Source organism: Janthinobacterium sp. Ant5-2-1 (assembly GCF_001445815.1).
Lineage (GTDB): Bacteria > Pseudomonadota > Gammaproteobacteria > Burkholderiales > Burkholderiaceae_D > Janthinobacterium > Janthinobacterium lividum_E.
The window spans coordinates 1-17,665 of sequence record NZ_LNCE01000015.1 but is presented as its reverse complement, the minus strand read 5'-3'; the positions used below and the strand labels follow the sequence as shown (position 1 = coordinate 17,665).

The 17,665-nt window shown below is 59.5% G+C and carries 31 protein-coding genes; 27 read left to right on the top strand and 4 right to left on the bottom strand.

The genetic code is table 11. The features are described 5' to 3' along the window. The first annotated feature begins 101 nt into the window (after positions 1 to 101). Positions 102 to 1,541: an amidase gene (locus ASN89_RS05720; protein WP_058048572.1), complete on the top strand. Its 1,440-nt coding sequence runs from the start codon at positions 102 to 104 to the stop codon at positions 1,539 to 1,541. 113 nt (positions 1,542 to 1,654) lie between these two features. Here ASN89_RS05720 and ASN89_RS05715 read toward each other — a convergent pair whose 3' ends face one another. Then, on the bottom strand, positions 1,655 to 2,083 hold the full coding sequence (locus ASN89_RS05715) for a DUF2061 domain-containing protein (RefSeq protein WP_058048571.1): 429 nt from the start codon (positions 2,081 to 2,083) through the stop codon (positions 1,655 to 1,657). A gap of 110 nt (positions 2,084 to 2,193) precedes the next feature. On the opposite strand from ASN89_RS05715, the gene ASN89_RS05710 reads away from it, so the two are divergent. Further along, complete coding sequence (locus ASN89_RS05710; protein ID WP_152988455.1) at positions 2,194 to 2,388, top strand: hypothetical protein; 195 nt, start codon at positions 2,194 to 2,196, stop codon at positions 2,386 to 2,388. Positions 2,389 to 2,424: 36 nt separating this feature from the next. On the opposite strand, the gene ASN89_RS05705 is transcribed toward ASN89_RS05710, so the two are convergent. Beyond that, positions 2,425 to 3,780 (bottom strand): chitinase, encoded by a 1,356-nt coding sequence (locus ASN89_RS05705; protein WP_082654411.1) that lies wholly within the window; start codon positions 3,778 to 3,780, stop codon positions 2,425 to 2,427. A 573-nt stretch (positions 3,781 to 4,353) separates the two neighbouring features. Here ASN89_RS05705 and ASN89_RS05700 point away from each other — a divergent pair. Continuing rightward, positions 4,354 to 4,896: an NAD(P)H-binding protein gene (locus ASN89_RS05700; RefSeq protein WP_235501880.1), complete on the top strand. Its 543-nt coding sequence runs from the start codon at positions 4,354 to 4,356 to the stop codon at positions 4,894 to 4,896. Further along, positions 4,893 to 5,090 carry a hypothetical protein gene (locus tag ASN89_RS29400; RefSeq protein WP_235501879.1) on the top strand — a complete coding sequence of 66 codons (198 nt, stop codon included), beginning with the start codon at positions 4,893 to 4,895 and terminating at the stop codon, positions 5,088 to 5,090. Before ASN89_RS05700 ends, ASN89_RS29400 begins: the two co-directional genes overlap by 4 nt. 44 nt (positions 5,091 to 5,134) lie before the next feature. Here ASN89_RS29400 and ASN89_RS05695 read toward each other — a convergent pair whose 3' ends face one another. Continuing rightward, the gene (locus ASN89_RS05695) at positions 5,135 to 5,464 is read right to left on the bottom strand and encodes a DUF3693 domain-containing protein (protein ID WP_058048569.1); all 330 of its coding nucleotides are present in this window, start codon (positions 5,462 to 5,464) and stop codon (positions 5,135 to 5,137) included. A gap of 287 nt (positions 5,465 to 5,751) precedes the next feature. Here ASN89_RS05695 and ASN89_RS05690 point away from each other — a divergent pair, with 287 nt between their 5' ends. From ASN89_RS05690 to ASN89_RS05605, 23 genes are all read left to right on the top strand, one after another. Continuing rightward, positions 5,752 to 6,018, top strand: coding sequence for a hypothetical protein (locus tag ASN89_RS05690; RefSeq protein ID WP_152988454.1), 267 nt, complete (start codon positions 5,752 to 5,754; stop codon positions 6,016 to 6,018). After that, the gene (locus ASN89_RS05685) at positions 6,018 to 6,299 is read left to right on the top strand and encodes a hypothetical protein (protein ID WP_058048567.1); all 282 of its coding nucleotides are present in this window, start codon (positions 6,018 to 6,020) and stop codon (positions 6,297 to 6,299) included. The genes ASN89_RS05690 and ASN89_RS05685 overlap by 1 nt, the downstream gene beginning before the upstream one ends. Beyond that, positions 6,299 to 8,071 carry a replication endonuclease gene (locus ASN89_RS05680; RefSeq protein WP_058048566.1) on the top strand — a complete coding sequence of 591 codons (1,773 nt, stop codon included), beginning with the start codon at positions 6,299 to 6,301 and terminating at the stop codon, positions 8,069 to 8,071. The genes ASN89_RS05685 and ASN89_RS05680 overlap by 1 nt, the downstream gene beginning before the upstream one ends. Next, positions 8,068 to 8,220 carry a hypothetical protein gene (locus ASN89_RS28930; protein WP_161911733.1) on the top strand — a complete coding sequence of 51 codons (153 nt, stop codon included), beginning with the start codon at positions 8,068 to 8,070 and terminating at the stop codon, positions 8,218 to 8,220. The genes ASN89_RS05680 and ASN89_RS28930 overlap by 4 nt, the downstream gene beginning before the upstream one ends. Then, the gene (locus ASN89_RS28925; protein WP_161911732.1) at positions 8,220 to 8,369 is read left to right on the top strand and encodes a hypothetical protein; all 150 of its coding nucleotides are present in this window, start codon (positions 8,220 to 8,222) and stop codon (positions 8,367 to 8,369) included. Before ASN89_RS28930 ends, ASN89_RS28925 begins: the two co-directional genes overlap by 1 nt. A gap of 30 nt (positions 8,370 to 8,399) precedes the next feature. Next, the gene (locus ASN89_RS05675; protein WP_152988453.1) at positions 8,400 to 8,720 is read left to right on the top strand and encodes a hypothetical protein; all 321 of its coding nucleotides are present in this window, start codon (positions 8,400 to 8,402) and stop codon (positions 8,718 to 8,720) included. Positions 8,721 to 8,723: 3 nt separating this feature from the next. Beyond that, positions 8,724 to 9,230, top strand: coding sequence for a hypothetical protein (locus tag ASN89_RS05670; RefSeq protein ID WP_058048564.1), 507 nt, complete (start codon positions 8,724 to 8,726; stop codon positions 9,228 to 9,230). Further along, positions 9,217 to 9,918 carry a hypothetical protein gene (locus ASN89_RS05665; protein WP_058048563.1) on the top strand — a complete coding sequence of 234 codons (702 nt, stop codon included), beginning with the start codon at positions 9,217 to 9,219 and terminating at the stop codon, positions 9,916 to 9,918. Before ASN89_RS05670 ends, ASN89_RS05665 begins: the two co-directional genes overlap by 14 nt. Positions 9,919 to 10,022: 104 nt before the next feature. Then, a complete protein-coding gene (locus ASN89_RS29675; RefSeq protein WP_268766380.1) occupies positions 10,023 to 10,145 on the top strand; it encodes a hypothetical protein in 123 nt (40 codons plus the stop codon). A gap of 56 nt (positions 10,146 to 10,201) precedes the next feature. Continuing rightward, positions 10,202 to 11,002, top strand: a complete 801-nt coding sequence (locus tag ASN89_RS05660; protein WP_152988452.1) for a major capsid protein P2 — start codon at positions 10,202 to 10,204, stop codon at positions 11,000 to 11,002. A gap of 10 nt (positions 11,003 to 11,012) precedes the next feature. Further along, positions 11,013 to 11,381, top strand: a complete 369-nt coding sequence (locus tag ASN89_RS05655; RefSeq protein ID WP_058048561.1) for a hypothetical protein — start codon at positions 11,013 to 11,015, stop codon at positions 11,379 to 11,381. An 8-nt stretch (positions 11,382 to 11,389) separates the two neighbouring features. Next, complete coding sequence (locus ASN89_RS05650; RefSeq protein WP_152988451.1) at positions 11,390 to 11,602, top strand: hypothetical protein; 213 nt, start codon at positions 11,390 to 11,392, stop codon at positions 11,600 to 11,602. After that, positions 11,572 to 11,994 carry a hypothetical protein gene (locus tag ASN89_RS05645; RefSeq protein ID WP_152988450.1) on the top strand — a complete coding sequence of 141 codons (423 nt, stop codon included), beginning with the start codon at positions 11,572 to 11,574 and terminating at the stop codon, positions 11,992 to 11,994. Before ASN89_RS05650 ends, ASN89_RS05645 begins: the two co-directional genes overlap by 31 nt. Further along, positions 11,991 to 12,593: a hypothetical protein gene (locus tag ASN89_RS05640; RefSeq protein ID WP_152988449.1), complete on the top strand. Its 603-nt coding sequence runs from the start codon at positions 11,991 to 11,993 to the stop codon at positions 12,591 to 12,593. Before ASN89_RS05645 ends, ASN89_RS05640 begins: the two co-directional genes overlap by 4 nt. Next, positions 12,590 to 13,573: a hypothetical protein gene (locus tag ASN89_RS05635; RefSeq protein WP_058048557.1), complete on the top strand. Its 984-nt coding sequence runs from the start codon at positions 12,590 to 12,592 to the stop codon at positions 13,571 to 13,573. Before ASN89_RS05640 ends, ASN89_RS05635 begins: the two co-directional genes overlap by 4 nt. Then, a complete protein-coding gene (locus ASN89_RS05630; RefSeq protein WP_058048556.1) occupies positions 13,573 to 14,787 on the top strand; it encodes an SGNH/GDSL hydrolase family protein in 1,215 nt (404 codons plus the stop codon). The genes ASN89_RS05635 and ASN89_RS05630 overlap by 1 nt, the downstream gene beginning before the upstream one ends. Continuing rightward, entirely contained in the window at positions 14,784 to 15,404 is a 621-nt protein-coding gene (locus tag ASN89_RS05625; protein WP_235501876.1) for a glycoside hydrolase family 104 protein, read from the top strand. The genes ASN89_RS05630 and ASN89_RS05625 overlap by 4 nt, the downstream gene beginning before the upstream one ends. Continuing rightward, positions 15,401 to 15,742, top strand: coding sequence for a hypothetical protein (locus ASN89_RS05620; RefSeq protein WP_058048555.1), 342 nt, complete (start codon positions 15,401 to 15,403; stop codon positions 15,740 to 15,742). The genes ASN89_RS05625 and ASN89_RS05620 overlap by 4 nt, the downstream gene beginning before the upstream one ends. Further along, positions 15,733 to 16,029, top strand: coding sequence for a hypothetical protein (locus ASN89_RS28535; RefSeq protein ID WP_152988448.1), 297 nt, complete (start codon positions 15,733 to 15,735; stop codon positions 16,027 to 16,029). Before ASN89_RS05620 ends, ASN89_RS28535 begins: the two co-directional genes overlap by 10 nt. Continuing rightward, the gene (locus ASN89_RS05610) at positions 16,026 to 16,199 is read left to right on the top strand and encodes a hypothetical protein (RefSeq protein ID WP_219137056.1); all 174 of its coding nucleotides are present in this window, start codon (positions 16,026 to 16,028) and stop codon (positions 16,197 to 16,199) included. Before ASN89_RS28535 ends, ASN89_RS05610 begins: the two co-directional genes overlap by 4 nt. 8 nt (positions 16,200 to 16,207) lie before the next feature. Continuing rightward, on the top strand, positions 16,208 to 16,378 hold the full coding sequence (locus ASN89_RS28920; protein WP_161911731.1) for a hypothetical protein: 171 nt from the start codon (positions 16,208 to 16,210) through the stop codon (positions 16,376 to 16,378). Further along, on the top strand, positions 16,375 to 16,500 hold the full coding sequence (locus tag ASN89_RS29670) for a hypothetical protein (RefSeq protein WP_268766379.1): 126 nt from the start codon (positions 16,375 to 16,377) through the stop codon (positions 16,498 to 16,500). Before ASN89_RS28920 ends, ASN89_RS29670 begins: the two co-directional genes overlap by 4 nt. Before the next feature lie 51 nt (positions 16,501 to 16,551). Further along, entirely contained in the window at positions 16,552 to 16,941 is a 390-nt protein-coding gene (locus tag ASN89_RS05605; RefSeq protein ID WP_058048552.1) for a DUF6232 family protein, read from the top strand. An 8-nt stretch (positions 16,942 to 16,949) separates the two neighbouring features. Here the strand turns inward: ASN89_RS05605 and ASN89_RS05600 are convergent, their stop codons facing one another. Continuing rightward, complete coding sequence (locus tag ASN89_RS05600) at positions 16,950 to 17,294, bottom strand: hypothetical protein (RefSeq protein ID WP_152988447.1); 345 nt, start codon at positions 17,292 to 17,294, stop codon at positions 16,950 to 16,952. Between the last annotated feature and the right edge of the window lie 371 nt (positions 17,295 to 17,665).

Here is a 17,665-nt window from a genome sequence, read left to right as displayed (position 1 = left end):
GGCTATACCTTGTATATCAATTATTCATTTCCACTATGATAGCGCAAGCCCTACAGTGGTTCCTGTGATTTTCACTCTTCATCTTTTACAGGAACTAACTGATGCAACTCCATGAATATACAAGCTTTGATGGCTTAGGACTGGCCCAGCTGCTGCGTGATGGCGCCGTTTCTGCCGTCGAATTGCACGATGCGGCCATGCGCGCCTGCGTCGTCGTCAACCCGCACATCAATGCCGTGGTCGAGCTGTGGCCGGCGGATGTGGCGGCCATTGACCACGCGGCGCCGTTCGCCGGCGTACCCTTCCTGATCAAGGACGTGGCCGTCACCATGGCGGGCCAGCGCAGCGAAGCGGGCAGCCGCCTGGGCGCTGGCCACGTCGCCGCGTTGGACTCGCACCTGATGACGCAGTTCCGCCAGGCGGGATTCGTCACCTTCGGCCGCACGAGTACGCCCGAAATGGCCTTTGCCACCACCACGGAACCCGTGCTGTACGGCGCCACGCGCAATCCCTGGAACCTGGCACTGAGCGCGGGCGGCTCCAGCGGCGGCGCGGCGGCGGCCGTGGCGGCCGGAATCGTGCCGCTGGCCCATGCGACGGATGCGGCCGGTTCCATCCGCGTGCCGGCCGCGTCGACGGGCCTGTTCGGCTTGAAACCGAGCCGGGGACGGGTGTCGAACGGCCCGGCCATGGACGAAATCTTCAGTGGCCTGGGCGTGCAACTGGGGGTGAGCCGCACGGTGCGTGACAGCGCCGCCTTGCTTGATGCGGTGCAAGAAATACTGCCGGGCGAGCCGTATGTGACGGCTGCGCCCGACCACAGCTGGCTGTCGCAAGTGAGCGTGGCGCCGGGCAAGCTGCGCATCGCCGTGCAGCGCGCCGCCTGCAATGGCGCCCATCCCGTGCCCGCCATCGATGCCGCGCTCGATGCTACCGTGCGCCTGCTGGAAAGCCTGGGCCACCACGTGGAAGAAGTCCCGCCCGCGCTGGGCGTGTCATGGGAAGCGTTCGTGCACGCCAACGCCAGCATCTGGTGCGCGAACCTGGTGCCGTGGATAGACGCCTTGGCGCAAGAGAGTGGGCGCACCGTGTCGCGCGACACCCTGGAAGCGGCGACCCTGGCTTGCTACCGCCATGGCAAGACGGTCTCGGCCGTCGATTTCGTGGCCGCCCTCGACGTGCGCAACACGGTCACGCGCCAGGCCGGCGCCTTGTTCGGCCGGTACGACGTGCTGCTGACGCCCACCATGCCGGATGTGCCGTGGCAGCTGGGGCGCTATGGCGAAAAGGAGGAAAAACTTGACGGTGTTGGCTGGACGGCGCGCCTGTTCGAGCATTCGCCGTACACGCCGCTGGCGAACGTGGCCGGCTTGCCGGCCATGTCCGTGCCGCTGGCGCAGTCCGCAGACGGATTGCCGATCGGCATGCAGTTCATGGCTGGCTATGCGAACGATGGGATCTTGCTGCGCCTGGCGGGACAGCTGGAGCGGGCGGCGCCGTGGGGGAAAAGGAGGCCTCACGTGTGGGCGGGCAATGTGTAGGCATGCTTTGCGGACGGCCTAAACCGGCCACCATACCGGCTTTGGCCAGCGGCAAGAAGCTGGGGTCGGACCTGCCGGGTCCGACCCCAGTCCTTGTTCTTGGGTGAAAAATATCAGGTGGGTAGCGTCGCCAGCGGCGCCGCGCCACGGCTTTCCAAACGGAAGCGGGCTCTTTCCCACAGCCGATCATGGAAGGGCAGGACGATCACGTTGCAGATCGGTTCGACCACGGCCAGCAAGCCGCCGAAGGCCATGGAACCCGTGGCCCAGTACATGACACTGAAAGCCACGCCCATGTGCAGTGCCGTCTGGCTGAGCTTTTCACCGGCCAGCGCGGCAAAGCCCAGGCGGCTGGCGGCGTAGCGGCGGCGTATCGCATGCCAGGCTTTTTCGTGCCATGGCAGCAAGGCAACGTTGATGACCGGCTCGATGATGGCTGCCAAGCCACCGAGTGCCAGGGAACCCGTCAGCAAATAGGCGAGGCCGAAGGCGATCGACATGTGCGTGCAGACCTGGCTGAATGTTTTGATGGCTGTGAACAAGGGATGCTCCTTTCTGTTGAATTCGCTTATCCTTGATTCAGATAGTAACGATTCTCATTTACAAAAGAAAGCAAAATATTTCAACTGGACTAATAGATTTAAGCTATGGGTTGAGAAATATCAATTGCCCCTGCTTTGGGGGAGACATCGCGCTGCGCCGGGTCGACGCGACTGCCGCGCAAGTGGCCGGCTTGCTGGTGGCCACCATGGACGGCGTCAAGCACAGACAAGGGGGAGGGGAGGCGCTACGCCAGGGCATGGCGCTGCACATACGCTTGCTGGGCGCGGCCCTGCTGCGCATGTAAGCGGCAAAGCTCGCATGCGCAGTGGGGTCAAGGCTGTTACGGCAAGGTTTTCAGCACGGTCTTCGTGGGCACGGAGAAATTATAGTTGTCGTGGCGGTCCCAGTTGATCGACCACGTCATGACGCCACGGAAGTCCGGATACGCCTGCAGCGGCTTGATGGTGCCGCAGTTGAGTAAGCGCGTCAGGCAATTGAGGGCGTTGCTGACGTCGGCATTTGTCGTGAAACCCGAGCCGGCCGAGCTGCGCCCCGACGGCACGCCAAAGCCCACCTGGTCCGGACGCAGGCCCGCGAAGGTATTGCTGCCGTAATTGAAACCTTCGATCAGCATGCGCGCCGTGGCCACCAGCTGGTCGGCCGAGCCCGCCTTGATGGCGCCCGTCGCGTACGGTGTATAGATATCGCCATTGTTGTAATACTGCGGGTGCAGCACCGTCAGCTCGCTGCGCAGGGCGTTGATGATGGGAATGTAGGCGCCCCAGATGCTGCCATAGCTCGTGTACCCCCCTTCCACATACACCCATTCCGGCGCCATCGACAGGTAAAAGCTGTTGCCGACCTTGGCTTTCAGGTTTTTCACTGCGATCGGTAAATATGTCTGGATGGCCGCGCCTTGCGCCACGCCGTTTTCCAGGTCCAGGTCGATGCCGTCGAAACCATATTTGGTGATGATGGCGTACAGGCTGTTGGTGAAATTCGTCGCTTCGGCCGTGTTGCCGACGGAAACGGAGCCATTTTGCCCGCCCAGCGACAGGATGACTTTCTTGCCTTTCGCACGCTTGGCGGCCACGTCGGCGATGAATTGCGCTTCCGTACCCGCGCCCGGATCGATGGTCAGGCTGACATTGCCGCCGCCCGCATTGTCGCCGAACGACACGACGATCACGTCCCAGTCATCGCTGACCTGGCTGATCGGATACGTCGCGCCGCTGGGGTTGGTGAAGTTGTGCCAGTAGCCGATCAGCGCATGTTTCGCCAGGCCTGTGGGGGTAGGCGTCGGTGTCGGTGTTGGAGTCGGGGTAGGTGTTGGCGTCGGTGTCGGGGTGGGAGTCGGCGTGGGTGTTGGGGTAGGCGTGGGTGTCGGAGTTGGCGTAGGAGTTGGTGTCGGCGTGCCGCAGTCTCCCACTGCCGTCCAGGGCTGGCCGCTGCCGGCGCCGCCGTTGCTGGTCGACGGGTTATTGCCTTGCGTCCACCAGTTGGCCGTGTAATTGACGTTGTTGTAGCTGGCCTGGCCGCCACCGTTGTAGGCCATGCCGCTGTTCCACGGCGCGTAGCAGGCGACCGCTTGCGTGGCGCCGGCCAGCAGTTGGCTTGCACCTGCGCTGGATCCTTCGCTGCCACCGCCGCAGGCTGCCAACGTTCCCCCGAAGAGGGTAATGATGAGGGTATTCATGACTGTCCGGTTCATTGCGTCTCCTAGTATATTTTTTTGCCGGCCGGCTGGACACCGTCCGATTTTTCAGAGTGCAAGCATTACAGGTGGTAGTCAACTGGTTTTATTCTTTGCGCAAAATCACAATACCAGTTGCCGCCTTACCCCAGACGATGGTCGATGCGTACCATACCAGTAGCTGTTTTCCAATGCGCTGGTATGGTGTCCGGAACGGCGGCGGGAGCAGGGCGGGGAAGGGAGGAATCTCATAGCGGCTACGGCGTTGTTTCCTGGCGTAATACGGCATACGGCACGCGCCACAAGTCCAGCAGCATCTGCGTCAAAGCCACAGTCGAACCATCGGAATTCGGTGTTGAGAATTCTTATTGAAAGTAATTCGCAAATAGCTGATTTCATTATTTATTTTTCTAATATTGCTGGCAGTGGAAGCTGGTTTCCGACGGCAATTTACCGCGAGCCAAGGCGATGTGCTGGCACGCATCACGGGGCTTGCTTTTCAAGCGCATGCGTTCCTTCTGTCAAATAAAGCCTGTAACTTCTTGCATGGCACCGTGCCGATACGAAAGCAAGAATATGAAAAAGATAGTGATACTGGGTGCAGGCGGACAAGGGGCGCAGTGGGTCATTCGCGCCTTGGCGGGCCGTGAAGACATTGCTTTGACGTTGTTGTTGCGCAATCCCGCCAAGCTGCTTACGCCAGTTCCGGCAAACGCCTGTGTGCTGGCCGGTGACGTATTGGACCAGGCATTGTTGCGGCAAACTATGCCCGGTCACGACCTGATCTACGCCAATCTGGTCGGCGACGATATGGAAGACCAGGCCAACAGCATTATTGCCGCTATGCAGGCCTCGCATGTCGAGCGGCTAATTTTCGTACTGTCGATGGGCATCTACGATGAAGTTCCTGGCAAATTTGGCGAGTGGAACAATGCCAGGCTGGCGGAACACCTGAAACCATTCCGCCGCGCCGCCGACGCCATCGAAGCATCGGGCCTGGCATACACGATCGTGCACCCAGCCTGGATGACGAACGAAGACGAAGTCGACTACGAACTGACGACACGCCATGCGCCATTCAAGGCACCGTGGTGTCGCGCAAGAGCGTGGCAGACTTGATCGTCAGCATCATCGAAGCGCCAGAATTGCACCTGCACGCCAACCTGGGCGTGAACAAACCAAACACGGACGGGGACAAGCCGTATTTCATGTGGCTTGTTCAAGCGGCAGCGACAGAGGCAGCGCAGATAGGGGAAATCGCGTTTGCGATTGGGGCGTTGGTAAAATGGAGGTTTTCTCAAACCCAGCCATAACTTCGCATAATTTATAGAGTGTAGTGCCAGCGCAAAAACTGTTATCAGCGCGTCAAGAACGAGGCTTGGCGCGGGCTGGCGCCCAATAACAGTAAATTAAAAGACAGTGAGAATTTTTCCATGACGCCCGACCAGCGCGCACGCTGCTCGGGCGTTTTTGCACGTTCCGCATTCACGGATGCAATCACTGTGAACGGATGGACATCAAGTGCCAGGGCGATAGTCAGCGCGGCGTCGTCATCAAGCACGCGGCGGCCTGTCCGGTAATTGCTGACCGTGGACAGCGAGAAACCAAGGCGCTTAGCCAGGGCGTAATCGGACTCAATGCCGAGTTTTTCCTTGACGGCGTCAAGGAATTGAATAGTGGTTTTCATAGCTCCTCCTCAGGGCTTTGCCGTGTGTACACACAGTATTTCGTGAACATACACGCTTAGAAGTCATGCGACAAGCTACACACATGAAACATGTTTCCGTTGACACATGTTTCATGTGAAGCGTATTCTTCGTGCTGTCGGGCGGATTATTCCGTCCCTCCTCAGGCAACTAGCGGCCCAGCCGCCCGCCCGGCACTCTCGCCTGAGGAACGAAACCAGCCTGAGGAGGCCATCTTGAGCGTTACAGAATCTTACAAAACAGTCACGTTTTCATTTGCTGAGCAGAAATGAGAACGGCGGACGACACTCAAACGCTTGAGTTGCCCGGCATCAAACCGCCAATGGTGACGAAAAAGCGTGGGCGCAAAGCCATTTACGCAAACGCCGCCGCCCGGCAGCGCGCCTACGTGGCGCGCAATGGCCTCGTGGTCATGACCGTGCAACTGCCTGAGGCGCTGCACGCCGATTTCATGGCCTGGCTCAAATTCAAAGACAAACAGCAAAGCGCCGTTGTCGCGCATCTGATCCGCACTCAATTGCTGAGGAAACGATAATGCGCGTTATTACTGCCCCTGCCGAAGTCGCCGCGCTGGTTGCCGCTGAAAAAGTGGAAGAGGCGCGCATTACCATCTGGCTCCTGCTGCCCGCGCAGGTGCGCCGTCTGGTGCTGGCCTTTGCAGAAATGCCACGCGAGCGGGCCGAAGACGACCTAACAAAATTTTCCCGCAATGAGCGCGCCCGCATCACTGGTGCGCTGCAATCCATGATGGTGCACCTGTCCATGGCTGAAAATTGCATGCGGGACACTGAGCCTCGTACAACGGTGTTGCACTGATGCCGACAATCCAGCAAGAAAACGGCATACGCACGGTCAAGGGCTTGCCTGCACGCTGGGCCGCACGCGCCTACAAGGAACTGCATGCGGCGCAAGAGGGCGCCATTGGCGCCATGCCTGCACGTTACAAACAGCTTTCCGCCTTGCTGGACGAGGTGACAGACGCGCCGCTACCGCTGGACGCTACGGACGCACAAATCTGCATCTTGGCTGAACGCTACGCAAACGACTGCATCAGCCAGGCCGCCACCATTCACGACCTGAAAGCCTTGCGCGCACGCCTGGCCTGGATGGTCACGGATCGCGGTATGGAAGTGCCGGACGAGTCCGACGACAAGCAATTCATCTACCGCTGCAACGATGCCGGGTGGTGGCGCAAGAGCTTGCGCCGCGTGCATGGTCGCGCCTTTGAGCATGCCGCTATCCGCCTGGGCTTTGTGTCGGTGCGCGCTGGCGCCTATTGCAGCGACGAGACGGTCAAGCGCCGCCTGGCGCAAAATCGCCGCAATGCCAAGGCGCTCGATGCAATGACGATGACGAACGAAGACGGCCAGGAATTTGCGCTGTCGGCGCTGGCGGCCAAGTCCACAAGCAACAAATCTATTCGCCGAGGCGAGTTGATGCTGCGCATGGCGGGCTGCGAAGAGGTGGCGGCGGAAATGGGCCACGTCGGCCTATTCGTGACGCTCACGGCGCCGTCGAAGTATCACGCGGTATTGGCCAAGAGCGGAACCCTGAACCCCAAATACAACGGCGCCACGCCCCGCGAGGCGCAACAGGCGCTGATGGACGTATGGACGTCATGGCGGGCGAAGAATTCCCGCGATGGCGTGCGCCCCTACGGTTTCCGCATTGCTGAACCGCATCACGACGGTTGCCCGCATTGGCACGTTCTCATGTTCGTACCAGCCGACAAGGTAGACCGAGTGACGGAAACTCTCACCGCCTACGCGCTGGCCGAAGACGGCGACGAGCCAGGCGCACGCGCCAATCGTGTCAAATTCGTGCAGATTGATCCGGCGCTGGGTACGGCGGCGGGCTACATCGCCAAGTATGTCGGGAAGAATATTGACGACGCCCATGTGGACGCGCACCGGGACGACGACGGCGAGGTGCGAACAGATATGGTGGGCGATGAAGTCATCCGGCCATCCCAGCGCGTCGAGGCCTGGGCGGCTACGTGGGGAATTCGCCAGTTTCAGCCCATGGGACAGCCACCTGTAACGGTATGGCGCGAACTGCGCCGGGTGCAGCAAGAGCGCATCGCCAACGCGCCAGCGCACGTCGTGCAAGCCTGGACGGCGTGCCAGCGCGAAACGGCCACCGATGCCGACGGCGTGGTGGAAGTGACCAAGCCAGCCGATTTTGCCCCGTACATTCGGGCGCAGGGCGGCGTCAACCAGGGGCGCGCCTATCGCATCGCCGTCGCGGCGCCCATCAAGGCCGTGGAAGGCCGCTACGGCCTGGCCGACAGGCCCGTGCCGGTGGGCGTGTATTGCCGCCAGGCGCCAGACATCACCTATGCGTCTAAACGCTACACCTGGCGCCGCACGGGGGCTGCTGTTGCTCTTCGCAGTCCTCGGAGTCCTGTCAATAACTGTACGCCTGCCGCCGCACCATTTTGGGAAGAGGGCGCGCCATGGCCGGAAAAAATCCCGCCGCACAACGATTTAGCCTATTACGCCGACTGCGATTTCGCCTGTTTTGACAAGTTTGGCGACTTCAACCCGGATTTATTCATCGAAATACCACATGAGGAGCGTCACCAGTGACGAATATCGAACAGGGCCAGGCGCTTGAGCGCGAGGCCGTCGCGTTGTACCGGCAGTACGGGTTCATCTTGCCAGGCCCGGCGAAAGCGTTTTTTCGCAAACTGGCAATTCACCTGCAATGGCAAGACTTGATGAAAGTGGCGAAATAATGGTCAACCGCAATCCTTACGTGCCGCCCGAAGACCGGGCGGACTATCTGAAAAGCTCGATCGTGAACGAGGCTCCCAAGCCTGCTACGGTCGCCCGCAAACCAGCAGCCAAACCGGCCCATAAGGCGCCGGTCAAACGCCGCAAATAACCGGGCGCGGCCTAGCGGGCCGCGTACATCATGAAAAAAACTCCAATCGGGCATGTGGCATGCCCTGTCTGCGACTTCCCGGACGCCCAGGTGAAGGAAGACAAGAACGGCCATGCCTACATCCATTGCGGCGACTGTAACGCGCAGACCTTCACCCGGAACGAATTCCGCAACGGCAAGTTGCGGGGGCGCATGCGGGCTGTAACGGTAACGGTAACGGACGATACCGTTACCGTTACAGCGCCTGAGCCCGTGCTGGTTCCTGTGCCGAAGGTGCAGGAAAAGCCGGTTCTAATGCCGCCGCCAGCCAAAAAGGCGGGCTGGCTCCAACCAATTCTAGCGAAGGGATAGGCAATGGCCGACTTAAACGAGAGCCAGGCCGAACCGCCCAAGCTCGACCCAAATGATCCGTTTGACCGGATCGCCATGGAAGCAGGCCGCGTAGAGCAAGAGCAGGCGCAGGCCGACGCCGACTTTATTGATCCGCCGCCACCGCCAGGCATCGACCCGGCGCAGACCTGGGGGCAAATCCCGTTCATGTTCGGCAAGGTGCTGTCTATGGCTATGCCGGAACTGGCTGGCGTCTACACGGAAGAGAAATGCTATCAATGGGGCGTGGGCATGGCTGCGGTGTCCGAGAAATACGGCTGGGATGCTGGCGAGGTAATTGGGCGCTTCGGCCCTGAAATCGCCTTGGCGGTGGCTTCCGTGCCGCTGGTGGTGCCGACTTATCAGGCGATCAAGGCGCGCCGAGAGGAAAAGGAGCGCGAGAAGGCCCCGTCACGCGAAGAAAAAGATATTACGCCAAAGGCGGATCATCCAATGGGCCAGGCGCCGGGAGGCTTCGTTGACCCTACCTAACGCAGGCCGGGCGACGGCCGGTACAAAAAACAAGGCCAGCATTTACGGCGTCATCGGCGCAACTGGCACGGGAAAAAGCTCGTACATCAAGGGCGATCTGTTGCGCACTTATACGCGGCTGCTGATCTGGTCGCCGCTGGAAGAAACCGACGACTATGAGTCGTTTTGCGGCGGTGTGGTGACAACAAAAATGTCCGACTTTGTCAAGGAAGTTAAGGCCGGAACCAAGGCCATTATCTTTGTGGCGTCGAGTCGTGTGGACGTAAAAAAGGAGCAATTCGACTGGTTTTGTCGTGCCGCCTGGCTTACCCCTGGCGCGCACGTTCTGGTTGAGGAACTGTCGGAGGTGACATTGCCGTCCTGGGCGCCGGATGCATGGAAACGACTGTCAACAGCAGGAAGACACAAGGGATTGACGGTAATCGGCGTGGCCCAGCGCCCGGCAAACATGGACAAGAACTTCCTGGGCAACTGCACTGAGATTCGATGTTACGGCTTGAATTGGGAGCCGGACGCAAAAGTGATGGCGTCCGTAATGCGATTGCCGACCGTGTACGAAACGGACTCCAAAACAAAGAAACCAGTTGCACGAAAGCCACATGAACAGTTGCTTATGCTGCCTCCACTTCAATTTTTTCATAGAAATCCTGACAAATCAGTCCGCTACGGCGTCAACAAGCCGCTGTAACGGTAACGGATACCGTATCCGTTACAGCTTATTGCCGGTTTCCTGTGGGGCGGGCAGCATCGGGGCTTGTTAATACCGAACAAATAACCCCATAGGAACCGAATATGAACAAGGCCACCATCCATACCGCGCTGATCGCCCTGGCTGCTTTCGCCGGTGTGTATTTCATCCAAAAATCGTTTGTGAAAATCCCCGTCGTCGGCGTCTATCTGCCGGGCGGCCAGTAACCCGGCCAAGCGGTCAGCGGTAACTTTCACCAACACCACCTTCAGGACAAGAGAATATGAGTTCCAATATTGATCGCATGATCGATCTGCAAAACGTCAAGCCAGGCGCTACGGCGGTGCTGAAGCTGTCGTACAACGCCACTTTCGACAAGCTGCATTTCATGCTGTCGGGCGGTCTGACGAAGGCCAACGTGGGCCGTATCGAAGGAAAGGCCAACGGCGTGACGTTCTTCGTGGACGATGGCGCCTTGCTGGGCGTGCGCGATGCCTATCAAGGCCTGTTCGTTGACGAGAACGTCATCACGCTCGACTTTACGGAGCCTAACACCCGTGGCGGTGCTGCTGCGCAGTACCTGGCCGCGCTGCCGCGCAACATGCTGGCGTCGCTGACGTTCGAAATCGAAATCAAGCAGGCGGCAGCAGCCGGCAGCGACATCAAGGCGGTGGCGGAATACCGCGATGGCACGCAAAACCCGTTCGTCTTGCAGCGCAAGGACTTCAATGTCCCGCTGACACTGATCGGAGAAAACGACGTCATGTTGCCGGTGATGGCAAATGGCGGTCTGATCAAGCGTATCTGGCTGCACCACACGGGCCATATCACGGTCGCCGAACTGCGCACCGATGGCACGCCGCGCATCCGCGCCAAGGTGGGCGAACTGAACTACCAGCAAAAGCGCAATCGCCTGGTGCCGCAAGCAAACTTGCTGGTCCTGGACTTCATCGGCGACGGCAACCTGATGAACATGCTGGATACGTCGCGTATCACCGAAGCGCTGTTGCGCATCACGACGGACGCGCCGGACAGCCTGAAAGCGTACATCGACTACGTTTCAGACATCAAGCTCCTGAAATAAGGCGGGCGCCATGGGCCAATTTGATAACTTTTTGGGCTTCGGATCGGGTGACTACGATTCCGACCCATATAACGCGCTGGGCGCAGGCGGCACGGTCGTGCAAGACGTGTCCTACGGTGCGCCAGCGATGGAAACCAGCACGGCGACAGGCAATGGCTTTGGCGACTTCTTCGACTCCAAGGCGGGCAATTTCGTCCTGGGCAGCTTGAACACGGCGCTCAATTACGCCATGTACCGCGATCAACGGCAATTTACGGCCGTGGCCAACGCGCCGCAACAGGCCGTGCAGCAGCAAGTCGCGGTACAGCAGGTGCGCAACAACAATCTGCTGCTGTGGGCGGCCATCGCTGGCGGCTTGATCTTCCTGGTGAAGAAATGACGCCAGCCATGCCATCCCTACCGCCGCTGCAAATGGCATCGACTGCAACGTCGGGCGCCAAGGGCGGGGAGCAGGGCGGCGCATCGGGCGGCGTCAGCAGTGGCGACTGGATCATCAATAGCGGCGCTGGCGCAAGCAGTGGCATGACGTCGAAAACCTGGCTGATGCTGGCCATTGCGGGAGCGGTGGCATGGGCGCTGTTCAAGAAGAAGGCGGCGTAATCCGCGCTGGTGTGCTCGATGACGCGGCGCGGGCCGCCTACGCTGCCGCTTACCGGCCTGACCGGCAAACGGGCGGCGGGCTGGGTTCGATGGACGCGGCTATGCGCGGCGCCCAGCTATTCGAAGTGGTGTGCTGCGGGGCCGTGGTGGCGCGTTATGCACTGCGGACGGTGGATCATGCCAACGGGCGCGAAATCGTCGTCGTGGCGGCTGCTGGTGGTCTTCCTGGCGTCGATCTGGTCGCCTCAGTCCTGCCAAACATTGAACAGCAGGGGGCAGGCGTGGGGGCGGATCGGCTGACGATACGCACGCGGCGCCCTGGTCTGGTCAGAAAATTGAAAAAACAAGGCTGGGTGCTTGACGCCTACTGCATGGGAAAAAACCTCAAATGAGTTCAAGCGATAGCAAGAGCGATTCCAGTCAAACACAGACCCAGGAATCGCAGGACAACCGGATTTCAGGAACTGGCGAGTCGGTCAATTTGGTGGCCAGCCGCTCCAATATCGGTAACGTGTCGATCAGCCAAACCGACCACGGCGCGGTCGATGGCGCTTTCAAGTATGGAAACGCCATCACGGATGGCGCCCTGAAATTTGCCGATTCCACCGTCACGGGCGCGCTCGGCACGATCAAGGCCAGCGTCAAAGACAGCCTGGATACGGCGCGCGCCGCACAGGACAGTTCCTTCAAATTCGCCAACGCCGTATCTGACAGCGCATTCAAGTCGAACGACGCCGCCATGGGCGGCGCGTTCAAATTCGCCGCGGATATTACGGCCGGCGCCGCGAACGAGCTGGCCGCCGCTGGCGCCCGCTCGGACGCGGTAGCGAAAAACGCGCTGCAGTCGGTCAAGGATGCCTACGGCGACGTGGGGCAGAAGCTGGAAACGGCCTACACCAACAGCAAAGCCGGTGAGCAAAAAGTACTCGTCGGCGTGGGCCTGGCCCTGGTCGCGGTCGTGGCATTCAAAGCGATGGGAAAAGCAGCATGAGCTACCAGTTAATTCGCCTGTCGGCGGGCCTTGAAATGCGCGTCGACATTCCGGGGCGCCTGATTCTGGTCGATTCCGTATCGACAGGGCAGGGCGTGGATATTGCCCTGGTGCGCTCGGGCACGCCATCGCCTTACATTCCAGGCCGCCAGGCGGGTTTCCGCCTGGTGGAAGACTTCGGTGGCGTGCTGCTGCGCTCGGCGCTCGATTGCGAGGTGGGCATCTTCCTGTCCATCAACGATGTGCAGCTCGGCGGCACAGCTGGCGGCAACGTGGTCGTGCCCGATGGGGTCAGCGTCGTGAATGACCTGGCGCACTCGATCCCCGTCACGCTCACGTCAAGCAGCAACACAACGCCGATTCCCGTATCCCTGGCCAGCATCCGCGTCAATAACACGCCAGAACAGGCAATTCCGGTCTTGTTCAGCGGAACGGTGGCGCCAGTGCTAGGCGTCGTCACGGTGGACAACACCAACGCCGAAGCAATCCCCGTGCTGCAAAAGCCGGGCGAAACGTTCGAGGTCCACGTCAACAACGCCGCACCGATGGCCGTGTCGCTGACTTCAACAAAAATCAGCAATACCAATGCCGAAGCCGTCCCAGTGCTGCAAAAGGTGGGGGCGGTTTTTGAGTCCCGCGTCACCAATAGCGACGCAGACGCGGTGCCCATGCGGCAAAAGGCCGGGGTCACGTTCGTGGTGCAGGCTGCACCCATGCCCGTCATTACAGACTTCGCACCGGTTGTGGTGGGACTGGTGCGCACCCTGCTGGTGTCGGACGCCACGCAAAAGCGCCTGCGCATTCGCAACACGCACCCTGTCGCCAGCGTGGTGATCGGCGGGGCGGGCGTCACGCTGGAAAACGGCCCGGTTGTCATTGGCCCAGGTGGCCTGTGGGTGGAAGACGATGGCGCCGCCGCCGAGTGGTACGCGATCAGTGATACCGCTGACGTAACGATGCAAATTCAAGGGTTGAAATAATGAGCGGACTGTATCCGACAATGAGTCCTGGCCTGCCGGGCATGCTGGCCGCCGATACTGGCGCCGAAATGATCGGCGTGGCAGATGGCCGCACGCTGGCTGAATGGATCGAAAGCGACGGCCTGTTCAACGGTGGCACGAGAAAATTCACGCGCTGGCAGGCTGCGCTGGCCAAGTCGCGTACCTGGGCGGGCCGCGCCTATGTCGCCATCGTCGGCAACTCCGTCCCGGCTGGTGTGGGTTCGAACGGTGGCGACGGCCAGACGGACGCCCGCAAGAATGCCTGGCCGACCGTGCTGGCCGACGCGCTGACGAAGTGCTACAACGGCTATGCCCGCGCCAATTCCGTGTGGGGCGATTCGTTCGTGGGCATGAACCTGCCGACGTTTGACCCTCGCGTCACGCTGGGCAGCGGCTGGGTTATATCCAATACCTTCTGCCTGGGCGGCCATGCGCTAAAGAACGAAACTACCAACAGCGGCACGGGCATTGCGCTGTCATTTGAGCCTGACGAGCCGACGGACACATGCGACATTTACTACATCACGTATCCCGGCTATAGCTATTTTGTGACCGAAGTCAATGCAGATGGCGTAAATCTCGGCACGTTCAATTCGCATGGCAATGAGGGTATTGCGAAGGCCACTATCACGGCGCCGCTGGGGCAAAACCGCTGGGATATCAGCAAGTCCACGCCGGGCACGTTGATGATTGTCGGCATTGATGCCTACCGCGCCGAAACCTGCCGCACCTCCGTGTGGAACATGGGCGCCAGCGGCTCGACCGCCTCGCATTGGGCCACCGGAAACGCGCCCTACAATTTCCGAAACGCGTTGCCAGCGGTGGCGCCGGACTTGACGATTATTGCCCTAACGATCAATGACTGGGCGGGCCTGGCAGGCTCCGATCCGGTCAACTATAAGCGCGATATGTCAACCATCATTGCAGCCGCAAAAATCAGCGGAGACGTGCTGCTGATGGTGGACATTCCGTCAAACGCCGGCACGGCATCGCTGGCGGATCAGGCGCGTTTCAGGGGCTACTGCTATGAGTTGGCTGTCGAAAACGATGTGCCATTGCAAGATTTAACCTACCGCTGGCGTAGTCAGCTGTACCTGCCGATGCTGGGCCGTTACCACGATGGTGTGCATCCAAGCAAAGTGGGTAATGCCGATATTGCCTATGCCGTGGCCAAGGAAATCGGAAACCCATGAGGAAATTGATGCTTGTGGGGATGATGGCAGCAGCCGCATTCCTGCTGCTGCGTCATTCAGGGAAGGGCGGGGAGGGCGAGGGCGATGCGAACTATGAGGCGCCTGACTTGCTCGATCAGGCCGATGCACTTTTTCAGGAATTTACCGATATGAATTCAAGCGTTTCACCAGAACAGCAGGGCCGCAACCTGGCCGCGTTCATGCAAATGATTCGCGTCAGCGAGGGCACGGCGGGGCCAGACGGCTACCGCACCATCGTGGGCGGTTCGCTGTTTGACGACTATCACGACCATCCGCGCCAGCTCATCTGGATACCCAGTATCAACGACTATTCCAGCGCGGCCGGAGCCTTCCAGATCATCCGCCGCACGTGGGATGGCGTGCAGGGAAAGCTGGGCCTGCCAGATTTCAGCCCGGCAAGCCAGGATCAAGCGTGCGTCGAACTGATCCGCCAGCGCGGCGGCCTGCGCCTGGCCATGAACGGTGAGTTTGCCGCCGCCGTCGAAAAGTGCAGGAAGGAATGGGCCAGTCTCCCAGGCGCAGGCTACGGCCAGCGCGAGAACAGTCTGGCCAAGCTGCAAACCGCATATCTCAACGCAGGGGGCCAACTGGCATGAACAAGAGCGACATTCAAGATTTGGTCATGGGCGTGGCGCTCGTCGGCCTGGGCTACGTGCTGTACACGCAATTCAAGCCGGGCAAGACCGTGGGCGGCGCCGCTGGCGCGCTGTCGCCCATCCTCAACGGCCAGATCGGCACAAGCTATAACCCGATGCAAGGCGCGCCGTATGACCAGAATACGGCCTTGGGATCGTTCGGCCTGGCCGGGCTGCTGAGCGGCACGACGAACGACTGGACGTATGGCGGCAAGGACTACCTGTCGAGCATTGCCAGCCCGGCCATCACGGGCAACGGTGGCAAGGACAGCATCTACGTGAAAGGCTGGTGGAACTGATGTTGGGCGAAAGCAAATACATGCTGATCGGCGTGGCGGTGGCGGCCCTGGCGCTTCTGGTGCTGGTAAAAAAAAAGGGTGCGGCTGCGGATGTGGGGATCGCTGTCGGTGAGGCGGCTGCTGATCTGGCTGGTGGTGTTGTCGGTGGTGTTGCACTCGGCATTGGCGATCAAATAGGCATCCCGCGCACCAATATGACGGAGTGCGAGAAGGCGCTGGCCGAGGGCCGCACCTGGGACGCCAGCTTCGCATGCCCAGCTGGAAAATTCATCGGGAGTTTCTTTTGAACCTGAAAAGCATTATCCCTACGGGGCCGCAAGTGGCGCGTGAGGCGCTGATCGTCCTGGGCGGGCTGCTGGTGGCGGCCTTCATCCTATCCAGGTTTCCAAAGCTGCAAAAGTTCGTCACACAAAATAGCCTGACCATCAAGGATGACAAGGGCAACACCATTTATTAAGGGATGAAATGAAACGATTTTTCGATAGTTTTAAAGAGGCGTCCACCTGGGCGGGCGTGGCGGCTGTGGCGCTGTCCGTGTCGCCGTTCCTGCCGCCGCCGTTCCATATCTGCGCGCAAGGCTTGGCGGGCGTGGCCGGTGCGCTGGCCGGCGCCATCCGTGAAGGTGCCAAAGCATGAGCGGCCTGAGCCAGAAACACATGCTGGTCCTGGCCGCCGCCGTGGCCGCGTACTTCATGTACAAGCAGCACAAGGCGGCCAACGTGCTGAATGATCGCTATCCGATGGCGTACAAGAGCTAGGCCGAATCGGGAATTCTTGATAACATTGAATCTCATTTCTTGGGAGAAACAATGAGCGGCGCAGTAGAAACCACGTATTACACGAATGACAGAGTGACCGTAACAAATGCCCGTTTCATGGTCGATGGCGAAACTCATGCAATAAGTGGCATTACATCGGTCAAGCTCGGGGTGAAAAAGCCGAATAGATTCTTGCCTGCTGCGCTCATAATTTTTGAATTTTTGGCGCTCACAAGTGGTAAGAACTTGGCAAACCTGTCTATCTGGCACTGGGCCATTATCTTGCTTCCGGGGCTAATCTGGATGTGTCTTCAACGAACTCACTATACGGTCACGCTTGCAAGCGCTTCCGGCGAGCACCGTGCCTTGAAAAGCAAGGTAAAGCCGTTCGTCAGCGAGGTGGTCGAAGCAATAAATCAAGCGATTGTCCGTCGAGCTTAGATGGATGTTCAAAGGGCGATCTGTACCTGGTCGAAGTCATCGAGCCGCAAGTCTGTAACTTGCGGCTCTTTTTTTGGCCTTCGTGTGGCCAGTTCGATTACGTTGCCGCGCACGATACCCAGGCGCGGGCCAAGGGCTGTCATGTTCATCTGGCGCCGAATGTCGGCTTGCTCCATCTGGCGCAGGCGCATGTACTCAGGAACCCACCAAGGAAGGCGCTGTTTTGCGCTGAGCCAATCGCGCACGGTGCGCTCGTCGCGGCGCAGGGTGCGCGCCAGGTCTTTAAGTGGGATGCCCATGGCGTAGTGTGCAAACTCGGTGGGGTTGCCGTAACGAAGGTTCGGAAATCTCATGCGTAGGTCTGGAAAATGAAGGGACAAAGATGGTAAATCGCTATTGCGATTTTCATAATGAGGAAAAAGGGGAATTTTTCGCACTGGCACTACACTTCGCATAATTTATATTATGTCAAATGATGGATGGGGCAGGAAAATACTTTTAGTACTTCTACTCTCAAGAGTTTCGGGTGTGAAAATAACAGGGCTACACCAAAAATATTATATTTTCAATAAGCCCAGAATGAATTTTACTCTCCCTTTTTTGCTTGCGAACTTAGCCGATTTTTCGTTGATGCACCAGGCCTTGCCACAGGTGCAGGCGGACGCACATAGCAATATTTGGAGATGATCTTATCTTGAGTGGCTTTGGGAAGCATTTTTAATTT